This window comes from Paenibacillus odorifer (genome assembly GCF_000758725.1).
Lineage (GTDB): Bacteria > Bacillota > Bacilli > Paenibacillales > Paenibacillaceae > Paenibacillus_AQ > Paenibacillus_AQ odorifer.
Map to the genome: position 1 here is coordinate 2,274,034 of NZ_CP009428.1, position 20,044 is coordinate 2,294,077.

Sequence of the window (20,044 nt, forward strand, 5' to 3'; positions counted from 1 at the left end):
ATAGAGTACAATTAACTCAACGCATAATTGTGTTTTGTTGCATAAAGAAGCTGGCTCCTTCGTGGGAGTATCCACGAAGGAGCCAGCTTTTTTATGTAGAAATATAATTAGTCCTCGTAAGTTTGATTTAGGGTGCTAACTAACTCTGGGAGCCAGTCGCTTAGAGTGAGAAACTTGTATCCCTCCGATTGAGCTTTAGCTGTATCCATAAACCAGGATTGTGTGATCCCGAATGGAGAATTATGCGCATCCGCTGTTTCGCTTTGAATGACGGCTTGTTTTCTGGTCTCTTTTTCAATCAGCGAGATAAGCTCCTTAATACTAACCGTACCGTCTGAGCAAGCGTTGAGAGGACCCGTCACCGTCGAGTTGCCAAGCCAATACAGAAAATCAGCGGCTTCGTCCGAACGGATAAAACAGATATTTGCATCTGGATTCGGAATCCCGATGGGCAGCTCGTTACGTACATGTTCGATATGAAAATGGAGTCTTCGTGTATAATCGTCAGTTCCCAGAACAATCGGAAAGCGGACAGCGGCTACAGGGAAGTTAGCTTGTTGGATAAGGACGGCTTCCGCCAGTCTTTTCCCCTCCTGATAGGTGAAGTCATTTCGTCCTCCATAACGAATAGGGTGCGTTTCAGGATCGAACACCTCTTCCGTCAGCGCTTGCTCACTGAAATCATAAACAGATAAACTTGAAGTCAGTATGTAACGTGTGGTTTTGCCGTCAAAAATACGGCGCGCCTGATCCGCTTCATCAGGTGAAAAACAAATATTATCGTAAACTACATCCCAACTCGTATCACCTAATGCTTGAGCGAAGGCCTCCGGTTGAGACCGATCCACCTGTATCCGGTGAATCAGATCGCCAAAAGGGTCGCTTGTTTCCCCGCGCGTTAATATGGTTACTTCGTTCTTAGAATCCTCAAGCAGACGCTCGACCAAACGTTTCCCAAAAAAGCGTGTGCCGCCTAAAATAAGAATCTTCCTCATCAACCTCACTCCTTGATTGCTATTAATGGTTATTAAAATGACTGTTTATTGGTTTATGTGAAGCTTCTGATTCATTGTAGAGAAGCGGCGGGATCAGCCAGATCAGCAGCAATGTATTGAGTTTTGAGTGATACAAATTGGACTAAAGGGAAAGAGTTAGTTTTGAGTGTACTTCGTGCAATAGAATTCGTATTAGAGTGGAGAAAATTTGAATCTATTGCACTCTATGCAATCAATGGATGAGTAAGTGGCATTAAACTAGCTTTTCACCAGAATCTATTGCAGAGATTGCAGCAGATTCAATTTTTGCGGCTAGGACGGCGGATTCTGTTGTACAATATGCAACGTTTGTAGCTAGTTACCACAAACAGCCCAAATGTTAATTACACATTAAGCACACTAATCACAATTATATCTGTTCGTTTTTAACGTAACGAGACACTTAGCTGCCCGAAATCGAGCTTAACGAAAAACTACGCCACCATACACATTCCTGGCTTGGTATAATTCCAGCTGTTTGAACTGAATCCACCAGCTTGGAAGGTCTGGAAGCCTTGCAAGCTTTGGCTCGATACCGCCATTACAGGTTCCTGACTTTCGTCCGCAAATACAAGCTCGATCAGCTCGGCAATTTCCCCATGTTCATACGCGGCTGTAAGGCGGCTCAAGACAATCTGCATGGCTGTGTCCTGTGGTAAGGAAGGACCATCGGCCTGAAGCAGCTCTTGTCTTACGAGAGGAAGGGCTTGCCGGGCTCGGTGCAGAGCGGCTTTTATTGCCCCTTCTGTGGTATCGAGAATCTCGGCAGCTTCCATTGCAGAGTGTCCCAACACATCTCGAAGCAGGAACACCGCCTGCTGCAGCGGAGATAAATGCTCCTGTAGTGCTTGAAAAGCAGCTTCAATCTCAAATGAACCATACTCCGCAGAGGCCTCAGTGGGGGACTGATCCAGCTCCAACACTCGTGACAAGGTGGCTTTTCGCCGCAAGATATCAATCCATGTGTTTCGGGCAATCCGAAAAAGCAATGCCTCAGGATTTGGGTGATTTGTAGAACTTGTATGATGAGTAGAATTTGTAGGAATCGTAGAATGCATTGCAGATTTTGCAGATCTTGTAGATGGTGCAGTCTTAGATGGCGTTACAGCCTTAGCAGACGTTGCAGCCTTAGAAAACGTATAGTTCATTTGATTAGTTTGATTAGTTTTAAGTTTTTCATTGGCTCCATTTGCTCCATTAGCCTTATCATTTTCAATGGTTTCTTTATTTTGTTTAACTTCATTCATTGGACTGTTCCCATTATTTGCGCTCGTTGAGTTCGAAGTCTTCATATAACCTAGAGCCTTGACCCATGTATCCTGAGCTAAATCATCGGCATCCCACGGGGATTGTGTCAATGCAAGACAATATCGCTTCAGAGCTATCTGCAAAGACCTGCTGTTACTTTCATCCGGCTCATCTCCGGTGCTAAGCTTCTCAAGGATGATCACTCTGCATAACTCCTTTTCCAGTAAGGTGATTTCGATTACTTCTAATAATAAACGAATGAGCAGGAAATTAAGATACGCAATTTTAAAAAATAAAAATTCTCACGCCTAACGTATCCTATCCCCATATTAATCCGTTTACAGGGTAGATTTCAAAACTCTAAAACAGATGGAGGTCGAATACGGATGGCGTACGTTCCTTATGTAGTCGAACAAACGAATCAAGGTGAAAGATCTTACGATATTTATTCGCGGCTGTTGAAGGACCGGATAGTGTTCGTAGGTGCGGAAATTGAGGATCAGCTGGCTAACAGTATTGTTGCCCAGTTATTGTTTTTATCAGCAGAAGATCCGGATAAAGATATACACATGTATATCAATTGTCCAGGTGGCTCTATCACCGCAGGCTTCAGTATTTATGACACGATGCAGCTTATTAAGCCTCCGGTGAATACCATTTGTACAGGAATGGCGGCTTCTTTTGGTTCTTTGTTGTTATTGGCTGGGGCCAAAGGGAAACGTTATGCCTTGCCGAATAGCGAGATTATGATTCATCAGCCGCATGGTGGGGCGCAGGGGCAAGCTAGTGACATTGCGATCAGTGCCAAACGTATTTTGAAGGCAAGGGAAGTGCTTGTGCAAATTACAGCGGACCGAACTGGGCAGACGGTAGAGAAGGTACTGCAAGATATGGATCGAGATTATTTCATGTCAGCCGATGAGGCGGTTGAATACGGAATTATCGATAAGGTCATCACAAATCTCTAAGACGAAGGAGTGAAGAAGGCTATGCTGGAGGTTTTGCAGGGAAAAGAGGTAACAATCTATTTTGTGGATGGCTCCAACGCTACAAAAGGAGTGCTGGAAACGGTAAGTGAAAATTTCGTCAAATATCGGACGGATTTTGAAGAGTTTTATATTCCAATCAGCTCGATCTGTTCTATCTCTCTAGATACCAAAACGCGTGAACGAGCCAAAGTAGGGTTCACACAATAACATCAACAACATCATCTGTATAAAAAAGGGTTAGGAGCTCCCCAGCTCCTAACCCGTACTTTCCCGAATAGCCAAATAATGAGCCACATTTGCATGATGCGGCACAACGGTCTCCCCTTTAATCAGCTTGATTAAGGTTCGGGTGGCGGTCATCCCAATCTCCGTTCCAGAGTATTCAACCGAGGAAAGCTTAGGTCGAACGATAGAGGCAATGAAGCTGTTATCAAAACCGAACACGGCGACATCAGCTGGCACCCGTAGACCGTTATCGGTTAAATGATTCATGGCTCCAACTGCCATCCAATCTGTAGAGCAAAACACCGCAGTAGGTAACTCCCCGCTATCCATAATTCGGCGCATGGCGTCGCTCCCATCTTCGACGGCCATCGCACTTTCTACTACCCATTCTTTCCTTAAGGTTATGCCTGCATCCATAAGGGCTTGTAGATAGCCTTTATACCGATCCCCACCCACCGCATTATCTCCCGAGCCGCGAATCATAGCGATTTTGCGATGACCTTTTTGAATCAGATAAGTAACAGCTTCATAGGAGGCAGTTATATTGTCCAGATGAACGGAAGGAATCATATCCACCTGCGATTGTTGCCCGACAAGCACGCAAGGTGTATTTGAGCTGCGGATGATCTCCAGATGTTCATGGTTTGGAATTGAACCCACAAATATATTTCCTTCCGTCCCAATACGCTGGAACATCTTCAAATAGTGTTGTTCACTTTCTGCACTGCCGTCCGTTAATCCGACCATAATGTCGTATCCATACAAATCCGCAAGATCGCGAATACCAACATTGAAGTCATCCAGTACAGTGTTGCTATTCTGCGGAATGATCACACCGATCAGCTGTGTATTAGCTTTGTCCGTTTCAAGGCCGATGACATTCGGACGGTAGTTGGTTTGTTTAATAGCTTCCAATACTCGTTTACGGACATCTTCGTTTACTGGTTTGCTGTTATTGATTACCCTGGACACCGTAGAAATCGAAACGTTCGCCATTTGGGCTATATCTTTTATCTTTACCTTCAAGAAGATCACCATAACTTTCCATATGATTCACTTGGTGTTTCAACTCTCGCAAGCATATCACGGATAGCTTCAAGAATCCAAAAGATTGTTGTTGACCTAGGAAATAAAAGGTCCTATAATGATCGCTGTAGGAAAATTATTTCCTTGAAAAAAGCTTTTTTTGAACGATAAAGTTGGATTTTTGCTAAAAACAATAACTGAATTATTAATTTTAATGAATTTAGGGAAAATATTTTCCTATGAAGGGTATATGAATACGAAGGAGCTGCATGCATTGAACAGAACATGGTGGAAAGAAGCCACGGCGTATCAAATTTACCCACGGAGCTTTATGGACAGCAATGGTGATGGTGTAGGGGATCTGCAAGGAGTCATTTCTAAACTTGATTATTTGCAGGAGCTTGGCATCAATGTCATTTGGATCTGTCCTATTTATAAATCCCCAAATGATGATAATGGTTATGATATTTCGGATTATCAGGATATTATGGCGGAGTTCGGCAGCATGGCCGACTTTGATCAGCTGCTGCACGAGGTTCATGCACGAGGCATGAAGCTGATTCTGGATCTAGTGATTAATCATACTTCGGACGAACATCCATGGTTTGTTGAAGCACGTTCAAGCAAGGATAATCCGAAGCGGGATTATTATATTTGGAGTGATCCTAAGGACGGGAAGGAGCCGAATAACTGGGAGAGTATTTTCAGCGGTTCGATTTGGGAGCTTGATCCCGCCACAGAGCAATATTTTATGCATGTATTTTCCAAAAGACAGCCAGACCTCAACTGGGAGAATCCTGAGGTGCGCCGTGAATTGTATAGCATGGTCAACTGGTGGCTGGACAAAGGAATCGACGGCTTCCGGGTGGATGCCATTTCACATATTAAAAAAATCACCGGACATCCCGATCTGCCGAATCCACAGAATCTTCCGTATGTTCCGTCTGGCGATGGTCACATGAACCGTGAAGGGATTCACGATTTCTTGCAGGAGCTCAAGCAGGAGACGTTTGACCGATATGACATCATGACGGTTGGCGAAGCGAGTGGTGTAAATGTTGATCAGGCGGAGTCGTGGGTGGGTGAAGAGCAAGGCAAATTTAATATGATTTTTCAATTCGAGCATTTAGCTCTTTGGAATAAGAGTGTGACAGGTGGATTGGATGTTCTGCAGCTAAAATCAGCTCTCTCCCGTTGGCAAAAAGGTCTTGAGGGCAGAGGCTGGAACGCATTGTTCATCGAAAATCACGACCAGCCGCGTTCAGTTTCTACTTGGGGAAATGATGGCCAGTATTGGAAAGAGTCAGCTAAATCGTTGGCTACGATGTATTTCCTGATGCAGGGAACACCATTTATTTATCAAGGTCAAGAAATTGGGATGACCAATGTAAGATTTGAATCAATGGATGATTACGATGATGTGGCGATGAAGAACTTGTATCGTTTGGAGACTGAAGCCGGTAAATCACATGAGGAAGTCATGGAGGTAATCTGGAAGAACGGTCGGGACAACTCTAGAACACCAATGCAATGGAGCGACTCTGAAAACGCTGGTTTCAGCAGCGGCAAGCCATGGATGAAGGTGAATCCGAATTATACGGAAATCAATGTGGAGCGGGCGAAGCAGGACCCTTATTCCATCTATCATCATTACAAAAAGCTTATCGCTCTTCGGGCTGCTAATCCCGTTACTGTTTACGGGACTTATGATCTCATTTTGCCTGAAGATGAACGTATTTATGCTTATACTAGGACGCTTGGAAATGAAAAACTGCTAGTCATGTCTAACCTGACAGCAGAGGAAGCGCTGTTTGACCTTCCATTTGAATTGGAGTTTGATACTAGTGAGTTGCTCTTGCATAACTATGAGGTTGATCCTGCGGAGCCGATTGAGACTGTCGCATTACGGCCTTACGAGTCCCGTGTGTATATGCTGGTTAACGCACCTGTAGAGCAAGAGGGGAGCAGTGAACTTGTACCTGCACAAGAGTTAAGTGAAGCTTCTTTTCCAGAAACAGTTTAATATATTATTGTAATTCAAAGCGCCCGGTTATCCGGGCGCTTTTTTTGTTGCGGTAGTGTAGGACTCTTGCACAAAATGAATACGCTTACCTAGGCAAGTCGTATAAAAATATTATTTTTTCTATTATTTTTGTTCCCAAAATTAATAGAATACTATATTATGTTATGAATACAGATTCATATAAGTGTATATTCATTCAATTTGGGGTGAAAGTAGACAAAATTATAGGAGGTAAAAAATGTCCAAGAGAATACTATCTTTATTACTAGCTTTTACACTTATGATGTCGGGTCTGCTTCCAGCTGCATATGCAGGTGAAGTTGCAACCGAAATTAACCCGCAGGCGGTTGTTGCTCCGGTTTCTACGGAGAACACAGCTGACCCAGCGGTGCTTTCTTCAGAACAAACTACGGTAGCGACTGCTGTCTATGAACAAATAGCGGCGACAGTTTCCACAGAAGTATACAAAGCTTCTATGACGGAAGCTAGAACATTAGAATTGACTTTAGATCTTCCTGATGGGGCATCGCCTCAAGATATCATCTGGAATTTTGGCAGAACGGCGGAAGAGATGAAGCCGCTGGCAGAGTGGAAAAAATGGAATAAAGATGCGAAAGATTATTCAGGTAATCCTTTCGTAACAGTGACATATGAGCCGATCTCAGGTTCAAAAGTAAAGGCTTTAATTCATTTTGATTTGCTGTACGGAGAGAATCTCTCACTAACGGGTATACGTGCAGAGTACGTCAAACGAGTGGGAATTTATAATCTAATCGGGACATTACCTGCTGGAGATGTGCTGGTAGAGCAGCAAGTCAAACTAAATCCATATGAAACCTATCATACATATGATGAGATTAAACCCGCGATCGATAGGATTACTGCTGAAAGCAATAATAAATATGATCGATATGTAGAGTATCAGCAAATTGGGACCTCAACTCAAGGTCGTGCCATTCATTTCTCTATTGTTGCTAAGGATAAGTCCTCAGTAGATCAATATTTGAACGAGACCTTACCGCTTATGATGAATGATCCTGAAGCCCTGCAAAAGAAAATTAACGACGGGGATCTGCAGAATTATAAGGTACCTATTTGGTTGAATAACATTCATGCCGATGAAGCCAATGGTGTCGATGTAATCATTAAGTTTTTGGATACGCTGATGACACAGCAAATTGTCACCTATGATACCACTGATGAGAATGGAAATCCGAAAAAGGTAGTTCTGAACATCGACGAAGCGCTTGACCATGTGATTTTCCTGCTTGATTATGTAGAGAATCCTGACGGTCGCGCGTTAAACACGCGTCAAACTTCAACGCTGCTTGATCCAAATCGGGACAACTCTTACCAGACCCAACCTGAGACACAAGCGGTAACTGCACAAATTGCTAAGTGGACGCCGCTTACCTTTTTGGACATGCATGGATTTGTAAGTGGCTTCTTGATTGAGCCTTGCACACCACCTCATGATCCTAACATTGAATATGATCTTGTAATGCCAAGTATGCTTGAGCAAGCAAATGCCATGGGTAAGGCGGGGATTGCTAATACAAAATATGATTCCTACCATATCCCTTATGAAGAATACGAAAAAACACAACAGGATCCGAACTATAAAGGAACGAATGCAACAGGTTGGGATGATGCTTCGCCAGCCTACACAGCTGTATATGCCATGCATCAAGGAGCACTTGGGCATACCATTGAAGTGCCTGAATTGAATGAAGATTCACTGGATGCCTTTTATTATGCGGCTTTGGGGGCCACCGATTATGTGATCAACAACAAGCAGGAACTGTTCCTGAATCAATTGGAAATCTTCAAACGGGGTATCCAAAATGAGAATACTAATGCTGCTGTTAAAGATTATCTAATCAATGCACAGAATGAGTCTATTGGACGTCCAGGGGTAGATGAGAATACGAATTTCTTCCCTGAGTATTACATTCTTCCGGTTGCAAAAGATTTGCAAAAAAATGATCTGGAAACCTACAAAATGGTTCAGTACCTACTGCGTAACAATGTGAAAGTAGAACGGACAACAGCCAGTGTAACTGTAGATTCTGTAGTCTATCCGGCTGGAACCTATGTGGTGAATATGCATCAAGCCAAAAGAGGTTATGCGAATCTTGTCTTGTATGATGGACTAGATGTCTCGGATTTTAATGAGATGTATTCCGATACGGTACAGAATTTCTCGGCTATGCGTGGTTTTGACCGATATATTAGCCGTTCTGTAGGAGCATTCACTGGGAAGACAGAAGAGGTTAGCGGTGTAACGATCCCTAGTACGAATCTGGATCAATCTCCGTTCGAGCAAAATTATGTGATTAAAAACAGCAACAATGATGCGATAAAAGCTGTGAATGAGCTGCTAGCCAACCATAAGGCAGTGACACTGCTGGAGAATGGGGGGACGGGTTACGAGAAGGGAAGTTTCCTTGTTTCCAGATCCAATCTTAGAACGGTATCGTCTAAATATCTGCTGGATATTGTGCCGTTTAGTGCTGCAGAGAACAGAACGGGTAAATTGCTTAAGGCTCCTAAGGTAGCTATTGCAGGAGCGACTGCATTTATGCTGAAGGATCTTGGGTTTAACGTAACTACGGATACAGTGGCAGCAGATGTTCTAATCAATTCGGGAACGAATCTGATTGCTACAGGTAAACCGTTTATCGGTTATGGAAGAACGATGCTAAAAACTGTTAAAGGGCTTAAGGTCCTCCCTGGACTGGACTATTCAACTCCGGTCAATAAGGATGGTAAAGAAGATGCTCATGAGGGATTGTTTAAGGCTGAGGTCTCTCAGGACAATGTAATTACAGCGCCTTATGCCGATAGCGAATACCTCTACACAGTTTCCGCGGCTTATATTACAAAAGTGCCTGAAGGCGCAGAGATCTTGGCGAAATACGGATCAGGAGCTGACTTTTTCAAAGCAGGCTGGTGGCCGAATAACGAGGCTGCACAAGACCAAGTATTGGCGCTTACTTACAATACAGACAACATCCATGTGACGTTATTTGCGAATGATCTGATGAATAAATATCATCCGCAAAATCAATTCAGATTGCTTGCCAATTCAATCTATGCTGCTGCTCCAGCGGCGACTAAAGAGGATGGTATGGATAACGGGGTGAATGAACCAGAGCCAACAACACCTTCGACACCGTGGCAGCCATCTGTAACATCAACACCTGCACCGACCGTGCAGCCGTCTGCAACACCAACGCCAGCTCCAACTCCAACTGTGCAGCCGTCTGCAACACCAAACCCAATAGGTTCTAACTTCACGGATCTAGGTAAGGTGGCGTGGGCAGTATCGGCAATTCAAGAGCTGGCGGCAAAAGGGATCCTGCAAGGAGTGAGCGATAATTCCTTTGCTCCGCTTAAAGAGGTGACGCGTGCCGAGTTTATTACCATGATCGTGCGAGCTTTTGATCTGCTTGATGTGAAATCAACCGCTGCCTTCAGTGACGTGAAAGCTTCTGACTGGTCTTACGGATACATTGCATCCGGGGTCAAGAACGGATTGATTAACGGTGTAGGCAATGGAAGGTTTGATCCTAACCGTGCGATTACACGCGAGGAAATGGCAATCATTGTATCCAATGCACTTAAGAAATTTAAAGGCAAGTCGGTAAGTGATACAAATGCCGCTTTGGCTAACTTTAAAGACCAGGCAACAATCGCTGCTTACGGTAAAGAAGCGGTGGCATTACTAACTCAGGAAGGTATTGTGCAAGGTCTGACTGCGGATACCTTCGGTCCTAAAAACATTGCCAACCGTGCTCAAGCAGCAGTGATTATTGATAGGATGTTGAAGCTTAATTAAGTTTTAGATACTTATAAAATAATACAAGAATGCCCCTCAGCTATTTGGCTGAGGGGCATTCTTTTTATAGTTACTCTGCATTATCCGTAGATGGTAAATCCGGCAGTTGTTGAATGTAGCTGTTAGACATATTTAGAAGCCGCTGAACGGCGTCAAATTGTTCTTTTGTCGAACCGCCCTCTGTTTCAGAGCCATCGATTAGATTAAAGTTGTCTCCATCATCGTAATCGACACCAGTCAAATACATGCTTGTGTCATTAATGAAAGAGCCGGTAGGCAAAAAGTGTCTGACAGGGAGCATGTTGGTCTGTTGGTTCATCAGATCTTCTCCGAAGTAGAGCTGATCTTTCATTGAAATCCCTAACAGGTTAGCTACAGTTGGCATAATGTCGATCTGGCCGCCAGTTTGGCTGTAGACCGTAGGTTGACCTACCCCTGGCGCATGTACGATGAAAGGAACGTTGAACATATCGGTATAACTATATTCGTGACCGACCATTTCTTCCATTAACGATTTCTCGTTGCCATCAAGGGAATATAGCGATACACCCTGATGGTCCCCGTAAAAGACAATGACGCTATCATCCCATAGACCACTGGACTTTAATTGATCCAGAAATTGTCCCATTGCATAATCTGCGTAATTTTGAGCTAGAATATAGTTGCCAACTAGGGTACCTTCATACCGTTTAGGCAGCGTCATTTTATTTTTTGACTCTGGCATTTTATAAGGGTGATGAGCACTCATAGAAATGACCATTGCATAAAAAGGATCATCTTTAGCATCCATTTTGACTAATTCAGGCACAGTCTTGGCATAGAGTACCTCATCAGAAGCACCGAATGCGATATGATCACCATCCCCATAGAACGCTTGATCGTAATACTTATCAAAGTCTAGGACTTTGTATAGAGTTTTGCGGTTCCAGAATTCTACGCTATTGGTGTGAAAGGTTGCTGTATTATATCCATTAGCTTTCATCAGCTTAGGCAGGCTCGGAAGCGCCTTATCCATATAATTGGATGAAGTGGCTACCTCGTGATGAGGAACGTACAACGAAGTATTCACCACAAATTCAGCATCCGAAGTTGTTCCTTGCCCGGCATTAGTATAGAAGTTATTGAAATAATGTTCGCTTTTCAAAAGCTTATTTAGATTGGGTGTTACTTCCTGTCCGTCAATGCTCAGGTCCAGCAAAAAGTTCTGAAAAGATTCCATTTGTACCACGATTAGATTTTTACCTTGAGCTGCCGCCCAGTACTTCGGTGAGACAGGCTCTGTAATTCCTTTGGTCTCGTTAATGGATGGTTGCGTGATTTCTTTGCTGTCGATTATTTCTTCTGTTTCCCTTGTATCGGCAAAAATAGTATAGACCTCGTAATTAAGAATCCCCATACTCTCCGCTTTTTTGTTCTCGTTCATACTGGCATGATTCGGCCAAACATTAAAGACACAAACTGCTAAGGAAACACTGATGATCCCAAACAAAGCGGTCCGGTTCATGCGGCGGTTCATACCTCTTTCTTTCCAGATCGCAATATATTTCGGACGGAACATAAAAAACATGAACACTACAATATCCACAAAAATGAACAAATAGTAAGGGTCCAGCAACGAGTATGTGCTTTCTCCCACCTTAGTTACTTTATCTGCTTGTTCCAAGGCATGATAAGTAGCAATTACACCGTAATATTTGTAATACATTAGGACGGCGAAATATATGACTGAAATCAATAGGTTGGCTATCATGTAATACAGAAATTTTCGTTTGGAAGCCATCCATTCAATAAGTCCAAATACGATAAAGAAAAATGGGATCTCTGTCAGCAGCATGCTCCAGATAGGACCGTCGCTAAAAACTACGAACCAGGCCACTGCGCATTTTAGCAGCAGGACGAAGCTAAAGACTAGGAAGGGTTTGTTTTTTATATCAAAATCTTTTTTCACTCGTTATCATCCTCTCTGATGCAATTACACCAAGGTCCTGCATATACCTGTATTTCATGGAAATCCGTTGCAATATGCCGAAGCTTATTATGCTCCCGAAGTTATCAAGTGTCAAAAGGTGGACGAGAGTCCTAGAGTGAAGCAACAAGCGATTTATGCCGCATAAGCAGGTAAAATCAACGCCAATCCCAAACTACAGGGTCCTATGCGTATAAAATGATTTTAATAATTTCCAGTTTCCCGCAACTTTGTATAATATTCCTCAGTCTAAATATAGAGGAGTGATTAGAGAGGCGGGAATTAGATGACCCAGCGGCAGTTCATAACGATGGTAACGATTTGTTTTCTTGTGCTCTTAAATTCAGGTTGTAATCAAGGGGAGAACTCCATTGGTGTGGAGCCTTCTGGCTCTATAGCTTCAACGTCTGTACCACAGGTTCCCGAAGACTTTTTGCTAACACTGGATTATAAAGTTCAGAACCATCCGGATACATTTGCAGTTGAGGTACCACAGAACTGGGAGGTTAAGCTGGGGGAGTATCCAGTGGGACTTTACTGGCGATTAGCGAATGAGTTCTCTAAAGATGCCGGATTGGATTTGACCCTCCTGAAGGGTGCCACGGTAGAGGTACAGCGGTATTCCTTAGTCGATGGTTTACCTGGTTCTGGCGAACAAAAAGAATTTTCTTATCCCTCGAATCTCGTTTTGCTTGTGCAATCAGGGAATACCGTTGGTGCGTGGCTGGAATTTAATATTCAAAGTATCGGCCCGTCTATTAAGAAGCGTAGCTTGACCGACATTACAGGACTTACATTTGAGGAGTGGACGGAGAGAGAAGGTTTGTTTGATGAGGAAGGTGAGAATGGTGACTTAGCCTCATTAGACCATTTCGAGCTGCTGGATGCTTTTTTTCAGGCTATTCAGGACGGTAATCATACCCGTGCCCGCGCATGTTTGAATCCTAATGCCTTACTCACTGCATTGACGGTTAACCGTCAAGCACATCAACTCTATAACCCGGGTTTTGGTGGTGAAAATGCTCTCAGTGAAAGTATTGTTGAGGCTAAGCCTACCTCTTATAAAGTGATGGATTATGATACTGGCTCTGAAATCAAAGACATCGGCGATCGCACAACGTTAAATATTGTGGTCGATCTGTATATGAAATCACTAAATCCTGTCTTTAATACCCCAGATGGCCGGGAAACTCGCTTTGCAGTGTTGACCAAACACGCTAACGGCTGGAAGATTGGAGGTTTTGGGACGGGACCGTGAGTTGTTGCGTTATCTATTTTTTAATAAAAAGGAGTGATCTCAAGTGTTTAAACAAAGCTTGATGTCAAAAGTGCAGGTAAGTCGGATTTGTAGAGTTGTTGTTGGGACTGTTCTTAGCTTGGCAATGGTTTCACCCTTAGTGGCAGCAGCAGATAGTGTTGTGAACCCAACTGAAGAAAAGAAATTATTGTCTGGCATCACCCAACTGGACGCTGGTGACAGAAGTGCCTATGCCATCACTGCGGATGGAACAGCCTGGGTGTGGGGTGGTGGGTACGGCTCTATTGGTAATGGGGCGACCACACCAGCGTATACTCCCGTCAAAATGCATATCGATCATGTAAAGCAAATCTCAGGTGGTTATCGCCATAACTTGATGTTGAAGGACGATGGAACAGTGTGGGCAGTAGGGGGGAACGAGCATGGACAACTTGGCATTGGAACACAGTCCTCTAAGATTCTTGTAGAGCCTGTTCAAGTGCAAGGGCTAACAGATGTGAAAGCTGTTTCTGCGGGGGGCACCTTTAGCTTAGCTCTTCTTAAAGATGGAACGGTCTGGGCGTGGGGAGGCAATGAACAAGGTGAACTCGGTGACGATTCGCGGAAAAACAAGCTAACCCCGGTGCAGGTGAAGGGACTACCCTCCGTCCTGTCTATAGCAGCGGGATCGAATAATTCAGTGGCTCTTGGTAATGGTGGAGAGGTATGGGTGTGGGGATCGCAGCAACCGCTGGGAACGCAAAAAGGCGTAATCTTAAAGCCTACGCTTATTAAAGGAAGCGGAGAATATAGAGCGGTTGATATGGATGGAGCCTATGGACTTTATGGGGCGGCATTGAGATGGGATGGTACAGTATGGATTTGGAATAATTACATAGATCCATATCTGGGAGAAGCTCTAAAGACTGTTCAGGTTCCAGGACTTACAGACGTCATTTCGCTGACAACAGATTCCGCAGTGAAGGCGGATGGGACCGTGTGGCAGTGGACGGTTGGCGATAAGAACAAGATTAATGTTACACAGTCTAAGGGTATTCAGAATGCAGTTTCCATTTCTAAAGGGAGCAGAAATCATTATGTACTCTTAAAAGATGGTCATGTCCTTGCCTGGGGAGCAAATGAATTTGGGCAGACGGGTCTGGGGGTCAGAGAGATCGAGGTGAATACGCCTCAGCTCGTGAAGAAATCTATTCAAGTATTGTTGAATGGGAATGAAATGGAACTGACTATGCCGCCACTACTAATTAATAATTCGACATATGTTCCTTTAAGAGGAGTCTTCGAGCAGATGGGAGTTAATGTTCGTTGGGATGTTCCATCGAGAGCTGTGGTCGCTGTAAAGGGATCTACAACTCTGATCTTGAATTCGGTAACTGGACAAACGACTGTTAATGGAAAGGTAATAGCAACAGATCAAAAACCGGTCTTCATTAATGATAGCGTTTATGTACCCCTCAGATTGATAAGCGAAATGCTGGGGGCGCAGGTAGAATGGGATGCAGATGCTTATGCAGTTCGAATAAATTCCAATAAATAAGTTGACTATTTATTAGAAGCTTTAGGCTGAATTCTCCTTCTGGGGAGTTCAGCTTTTTGCGTGGAAGGCAGAAGATTTAGAGGGAAATGCAATAACGGTAAACAAAGCGTACGCGATTTTGAAGAATGTGTGCGGGAATCTTTTCGAGGATTCTTTATACGGATGATGATGAATATTGGAAAAATGGGACAACTTATAATTATCCCAATGGTCGTTCAATTCTGGTCACGAAACGGATGGGCATAGCAACAACGATTAATATTGCGACAAAAACGGGTAAGAGTATATATTACGGCCTCTTTGTATTTGTTGCAGTGCTGTTGATCGGAATGGGTGGGAACTGTACGTCTTTACGCGGAGTTGAAAGGATGGTGAGGTTTTTCATTGATTTTAAAATAAATCGTATGAAGTATAACCCTCTTGTGATAGAATAATCTAGTTGCTCTAGTTTCTGAAAATCCACTCTGTTCCAGCAAAACACCTGATCTATACACGTGGATAATCGAGGAAATATGAGCATTTAAGAGTATTAACAAGATTTCTTAGAGATTTTACACAAAACACATCATTTTTTGTCGGTTTTTATTGATTTATTCAAAAATATTATGTATAATCAGCCTTGTTGATTTTGCAAATGGAATTTTAGGAGGTTTTTATTTTGGGAAAAGCGTTAATTATTGGCGCTGGCGGCGTAGCAAGTGTTGTTGTTCATAAATGCTGCCAGAACCCGGATGTATTTGAAGAGATCTGCATTGCCAGCAGAACTGTCGCGAAATGTGACGCTCTGAAAGATAAATTAGCCGGAGGCCGCACGAAGATTTCTACTGCTCAGCTCGATGCAGATAACACGGACGAAGTCATTGAACTGATCAAGAGCTTTGAGCCGGATGTCGTTATTAATGTCGCTCTCCCATATCAGGACCTGACGATCATGGATGCGTGCCTGGCAACAGGAGTGCACTATGTGGATACTGCCAATTATGAACCACAAGATACAGCGAAATTCGAATATTCCTGGCAGTGGGCTTACAAAGAAAGATTTGAGAAAGCTGGCCTTACCGCTTTGCTCGGCAGTGGATTTGACCCAGGTGTAACTGGCGTGTTCACGGCTTACGCGCAAAAACACTATTTTGACGAGATCCATACCATTGATATTGTAGACGCCAACGCTGGCGATCATGGATATCCATTCGCTACAAACTTTAATCCTGAAATCAATATTCGTGAAATTACAGCTAATGGCCGTTATTTCGAGAATGGCGAGTGGATTGAAACCGCACCACTTTCTGAGAAGAAGGTTTACGATCTTCCGGAAATCGGACCTAAAGATATTTATCTTTTGTACCATGAAGAGTTGGAATCCTTGGCTGTTAATATCAAGGGCGTGAAGAAGATCCGTTTCTGGATGACTTTCTCGCAGAACTACCTGACTCACTTGAAAGTGCTTGAGAATGTGGGTATGACTTCTATCGAGCCTATCATGTACGAAGGCAAAGAGATCGTTCCTTTGCAATTCTTGAAGGCAATGCTGCCTGACCCGGCTTCCCTGGGACCAAGAACAAAAGGTAAAACTAACATTGGATGTATCATCCAAGGTACTAAAGACGGTAAGCCAAAAACTTATTATGTATACAACGTTTGCGATCATGAAGAATGTTATGCAGAGGTTGGCTCCCAAGCCATTTCCTATACTACAGGCGTTCCTGCAATGATCGGAGCAATGTTAATTATAAAAGGAATCTGGAAGAAACCAGGCGTGTACAACGTAGAAGAGTTCGATCCAGATCCATTCATGGAAGCTTTGAATAAACATGGTCTGCCTTGGCAAGAAGATTTCTCGCCAACGCTGCTAGATTAAGGCGCGATTGATGGATATTGATATCAGCGTTGTCCCGTCACCATGTTACCTTGTAGATGAAAGATTGCTTACCCGCAATCTTGAGATTATGAATTCTGTACAAGAACGTACAGGAGCTAAGATTTTGCTCGCGCAAAAAGGCTTCTCAATGCACTCCTTGTATCCGCTAGTTGGCAAGTACTTGCATGGCGTAACTTCCAGCTCCTTATTCGAAGCCAGACTTGGCTATGAAAAAATGGGCAAAGAGGTTCATGTCTACGCACCAGCTTATGTGGAAAGTGAATTCGATGAGCTTCTTGAATACTCGGATCACATTGTGTTCAATTCTTTTGACCAGTGGAATCGATTCAAGGATCGTGTGAAAAATGCACCGAAGCATATCAGCTGCGGCATTCGGGTGAATCCGGAGTATTCCGAGATCGAAGTTCCGCTGTATGATCCATGCTACAATTATTCCAGAATGGGAGTAACTCTCCCTAACTTTAGACCTGAAGAGCTTGAGGGAATTGATGGATTACACTTCCATACCATGTGCGAACAAAATTCAGACACACTGGAGCGTACGCTCAAAGTAGTCGAAGAGAAGTTCGGACCTTATCTCAAAGGGATGAAATGGCTTAATTTTGGTGGCGGTCATCATATTACACGTCCCGATTATGATCTGGAGACCCTTGTCCGCTGCATTTTGCATATGAAAGAGACTTACGGTGTGGAAATCTATCTGGAGCCAGGTGAGGCCGTTGCGCTTAATACTGGATATTTGGTAGCTACCGTTCTGGATGTTATGCATAACGGTATGGACATTGCGATTCTTGATACTTCGGCTGAATGCCACATGCCAGATGTACTGGCTATGCCATACCGTCCGAACATTATCGATGCTGGACAACCTGGGGAATATCCTTATACGTACAGATTAGGTGGAATGACTTGCCTAGCCGGAGATGTTATTGGAGATTATTCCTTCAAGGAGCCTTTGAAATACGGCGATAGACTCGTATTCCTAGATATGGCGCATTATTCTATGGTGAAGAACCATATGTTTAACGGCGTGAATCTGCCAGCTATCGTCAGCTACAATGACGAAGAGGGAATTAAAGTAATCAAACAGTTCGCTTTCGAAGATTTCAGCGGACGTTTATCTTAATAGAATGATCTAAAAAGGTGTCCCTTCAGGGACACCTTTTTTGCTATGGTTCCAGTCCTTTGAATGCGCGATGACATCTAGGAAAAGAGGAGTGATCCTAAAGGACCGTATGGCAACTATTGTTGTTTATTAGCTCATTTAGCTAAGGTTATGGACTGTATAGCTCTTATTGGTCGGATAGTGACTATTATTAGGGCGCATTTGGTAGAATAGCTGCAACTGAGTCCGATTGTATGCTGAAACAGCCGATTTTTCGGAAATAGAGTCTCCTCGGTCCGATTCATCCTCGTGGGGAGAAGATAGATGTCGAACCGATTTTTCAGAGGAATAACTCTCTTATATATGCGTTTATCTTACAGTTGGACACTTGTATTACTGGAAAAGTTTCTTCATAATTAGCCGCTCACAAGTAAGGTCTCATGTGATACAATAATTTAGTCTGTTTTTTAAAATTAGTTATTGAAGGGTCCGTATCTGAGGAGGAAGTCAGCATCAATGGAACATGCACCGTTTATTGCAGTGGAAGGCCCGATCGGGGCTGGAAAAACAACATTAGCTTCGATGCTTGCAGAGGAATTAAACTTACCGATTATTAAGGAGATTGTGGATGAGAATCCGTTTCTGGCTAAATTTTATCAGAACATGGATGACTGGAGCTTTCAACTGGAGATGTTTTTTCTCTGTAATCGGTACAAGCAGCTTGAAGATACAGTAACTCAGTACATAGATAAAGGTAAACCGGTGATCTCGGATTATCATATTTATAAGAACCTTATCTTTGGGGAACGAACGCTGAAGGGAACGAAACGAGAAAAGTATCGACAAATCTATCATGTGCTGACGGATGACCTGCCGAAGCCAAATATTATTCTCTATATAAAAGCAGATCTCGATACCTTGTTAAAAAGAATCGCCAAACGCGGACGCCCTTTTGAAGGGGATATGGATACTGCGTATTTGCAGCAATTGATAGAAGATTATGATGATGCGATGGGCTCTCTAGCGATTCAAGAGCCGTCTACCGTTATTATTACCATAGATGGAAATGCAGTCGATTTCGTGGAGAACCCAGAACACTTCGTCGAAATTGCCTCTCACATAAAGGAGCTAATGAAATGAATCCATATAACATCCCAGCTAACGCCATAATTACCGTGGCAGGAACCGTGGGGGTGGGGAAATCCACTTTAACAGGTGCTTTGGCTAAAAGGTTAGATTTTCAAACCTCGCTGGAGCAAGTTGATCATAATCCTTATCTTGAAAAGTTCTATCATGATTTTGAGAGATGGAGTTTTCATCTACAGATTTATTTCCTAGCCGAACGTTTTAAAGAACAGAAGAAAATGTTCGAAATGGGCGGTGGTTTTGTTCAAGATCGCTCGATTTATGAGGACACTGGTATTTTTGCTAAAATGCATGCGGATCAAGGCACGATGTCCAAGACAGACTATGAAACCTATACAAGCTTGTATGAAGCCATGGTCATGACACCCTATTTCCCGCACCCTGATGTGCTGATTTATATTGAAGGCAGTCTTCCTTCTATTTTAGCGCGAATTAATGAACGCGGCCGCGAGATGGAAATTCAAACGGACGTATCCTACTGGGAGCATATGCATGGCAGATATTCGAAATGGATCAATGAGTTTACAGCTTGCCCAGTGCTTCGTCTGAACATTGATGATTATGACGTAAATGACTCGGCATCAATGGCGGATATTCTCACGAAGGTAGGCAACACCATTCGTAAGCCTGTTGATAAAATATAATAGTTGATGATTAGCAGCTCCCGTGGTTTGGGGGTTGTTTTTTTATGTGCTCATAAAAAAACCCAAATCTATGATTTGGGCCTAATAGGGAAGTGTCAGTTGTCCTAATCATAAAATACGAAA

General features: G+C 43.3%; 14 protein-coding genes and 1 pseudogene. 10 read left to right on the plus strand and 5 right to left on the minus strand.

All coding sequences use genetic code 11. From position 1 onward, the window contains the following. Positions 1-107: 107 nt before the first annotated feature. From PODO_RS09565 to PODO_RS32300, 3 genes and pseudogenes are all read right to left on the minus strand, one after another. The gene (locus tag PODO_RS09565) at positions 108-995 is read right to left on the minus strand and encodes an NAD-dependent epimerase/dehydratase family protein (RefSeq protein WP_038569756.1); all 888 of its coding nucleotides are present in this window, start codon (positions 993-995) and stop codon (positions 108-110) included. A 473-nt stretch (positions 996-1,468) separates the two neighbouring features. After that, on the minus strand, positions 1,469-2,326 hold the full coding sequence (locus PODO_RS29965; RefSeq protein WP_411831224.1) for a sigma factor-like helix-turn-helix DNA-binding protein: 858 nt from the start codon (positions 2,324-2,326) through the stop codon (positions 1,469-1,471). Continuing rightward, positions 2,324-2,425, minus strand: a pseudogene (locus PODO_RS32300) (sigma factor); the annotation flags it as partial. The gene PODO_RS29965 and the pseudogene PODO_RS32300, both read right to left, overlap by 3 nt. Positions 2,426-2,668: 243 nt before the next feature. On the opposite strand from PODO_RS32300, the gene clpP reads away from it, so the two are divergent. Both clpP and PODO_RS09580 read left to right on the plus strand, forming a co-directional pair. Continuing rightward, positions 2,669-3,250: an ATP-dependent Clp endopeptidase proteolytic subunit ClpP gene (gene clpP / locus PODO_RS09575; protein WP_036679301.1), complete on the plus strand. Its 582-nt coding sequence runs from the start codon at positions 2,669-2,671 to the stop codon at positions 3,248-3,250. 21 nt (positions 3,251-3,271) lie between these two features. Next, positions 3,272-3,478, plus strand: a complete 207-nt coding sequence (locus PODO_RS09580; RefSeq protein WP_036679303.1) for a hypothetical protein — start codon at positions 3,272-3,274, stop codon at positions 3,476-3,478. Positions 3,479-3,526: 48 nt separating this feature from the next. Here PODO_RS09580 and PODO_RS09585 read toward each other — a convergent pair whose 3' ends face one another. Then, positions 3,527-4,534: a LacI family DNA-binding transcriptional regulator gene (locus PODO_RS09585; protein ID WP_076107495.1), complete on the minus strand. Its 1,008-nt coding sequence runs from the start codon at positions 4,532-4,534 to the stop codon at positions 3,527-3,529. A gap of 262 nt (positions 4,535-4,796) precedes the next feature. On the opposite strand from PODO_RS09585, the gene PODO_RS09590 reads away from it, so the two are divergent. Both PODO_RS09590 and PODO_RS09595 read left to right on the plus strand, forming a co-directional pair. Beyond that, positions 4,797-6,545 (plus strand): glycoside hydrolase family 13 protein, encoded by a 1,749-nt coding sequence (locus PODO_RS09590; RefSeq protein ID WP_080742684.1) that lies wholly within the window; start codon positions 4,797-4,799, stop codon positions 6,543-6,545. Between the two features lie 238 nt (positions 6,546-6,783). Then, positions 6,784-10,386, plus strand: a complete 3,603-nt coding sequence (locus PODO_RS09595) for a M14 family metallopeptidase (RefSeq protein ID WP_052096929.1) — start codon at positions 6,784-6,786, stop codon at positions 10,384-10,386. A gap of 70 nt (positions 10,387-10,456) precedes the next feature. Here the strand turns inward: PODO_RS09595 and PODO_RS09600 are convergent, their stop codons facing one another. Beyond that, complete coding sequence (locus PODO_RS09600) at positions 10,457-12,334, minus strand: LTA synthase family protein (RefSeq protein ID WP_038569758.1); 1,878 nt, start codon at positions 12,332-12,334, stop codon at positions 10,457-10,459. A 304-nt stretch (positions 12,335-12,638) separates the two neighbouring features. Here PODO_RS09600 and PODO_RS09605 point away from each other — a divergent pair, with 304 nt between their 5' ends. From PODO_RS09605 to PODO_RS09635, 6 genes are all read left to right on the plus strand, one after another. Further along, complete coding sequence (locus tag PODO_RS09605; protein ID WP_036679308.1) at positions 12,639-13,610, plus strand: DUF4830 domain-containing protein; 972 nt, start codon at positions 12,639-12,641, stop codon at positions 13,608-13,610. A 43-nt stretch (positions 13,611-13,653) separates the two neighbouring features. Next, complete coding sequence (locus PODO_RS29970; RefSeq protein WP_051491064.1) at positions 13,654-15,147, plus strand: stalk domain-containing protein; 1,494 nt, start codon at positions 13,654-13,656, stop codon at positions 15,145-15,147. A gap of 658 nt (positions 15,148-15,805) precedes the next feature. After that, positions 15,806-17,005: a saccharopine dehydrogenase family protein gene (locus PODO_RS09620; protein WP_036679313.1), complete on the plus strand. Its 1,200-nt coding sequence runs from the start codon at positions 15,806-15,808 to the stop codon at positions 17,003-17,005. 10 nt (positions 17,006-17,015) lie between these two features. Beyond that, entirely contained in the window at positions 17,016-18,152 is a 1,137-nt protein-coding gene (gene nspC, locus PODO_RS09625; protein WP_036679316.1) for a carboxynorspermidine decarboxylase, read from the plus strand. A gap of 495 nt (positions 18,153-18,647) precedes the next feature. Further along, the gene (locus PODO_RS09630) at positions 18,648-19,271 is read left to right on the plus strand and encodes a deoxynucleoside kinase (protein WP_036679318.1); all 624 of its coding nucleotides are present in this window, start codon (positions 18,648-18,650) and stop codon (positions 19,269-19,271) included. Continuing rightward, positions 19,268-19,921 (plus strand): deoxynucleoside kinase, encoded by a 654-nt coding sequence (locus PODO_RS09635; protein WP_036679320.1) that lies wholly within the window; start codon positions 19,268-19,270, stop codon positions 19,919-19,921. The genes PODO_RS09630 and PODO_RS09635 overlap by 4 nt, the downstream gene beginning before the upstream one ends. Positions 19,922-20,044: the final 123 nt, after the last annotated feature.

Excerpts from the sequence above, each read along its gene's own strand:
- PODO_RS09565 (WP_038569756.1), bottom strand. The coding sequence starts at position 995 with ATGAGGAAGATTCTTATTTTAGGCGGCACACGCTTTTTTGGGAAACGT.
- PODO_RS29965 (WP_411831224.1), bottom strand. The coding sequence starts at position 2,326 with ATGAAGACTTCGAACTCAACGAGCGCAAATAATGGGAACAGTCCAATG.
- clpP (WP_036679301.1), top strand. The coding sequence starts at position 2,669 with ATGGCGTACGTTCCTTATGTAGTCGAACAAACGAATCAAGGTGAAAGA.
- PODO_RS09580 (WP_036679303.1), top strand. The coding sequence starts at position 3,272 with ATGCTGGAGGTTTTGCAGGGAAAAGAGGTAACAATCTATTTTGTGGAT.
- PODO_RS09585 (WP_076107495.1), bottom strand. The coding sequence starts at position 4,534 with ATGGTGATCTTCTTGAAGGTAAAGATAAAAGATATAGCCCAAATGGCG.
- PODO_RS09595 (WP_052096929.1), top strand. The coding sequence starts at position 6,784 with ATGTCCAAGAGAATACTATCTTTATTACTAGCTTTTACACTTATGATG.
- PODO_RS09605 (WP_036679308.1), top strand. The coding sequence starts at position 12,639 with ATGACCCAGCGGCAGTTCATAACGATGGTAACGATTTGTTTTCTTGTG.
- nspC (WP_036679316.1), top strand. The coding sequence starts at position 17,016 with ATGGATATTGATATCAGCGTTGTCCCGTCACCATGTTACCTTGTAGAT.
- PODO_RS09630 (WP_036679318.1), top strand. The coding sequence starts at position 18,648 with ATGGAACATGCACCGTTTATTGCAGTGGAAGGCCCGATCGGGGCTGGA.
- PODO_RS09635 (WP_036679320.1), top strand. The coding sequence starts at position 19,268 with ATGAATCCATATAACATCCCAGCTAACGCCATAATTACCGTGGCAGGA.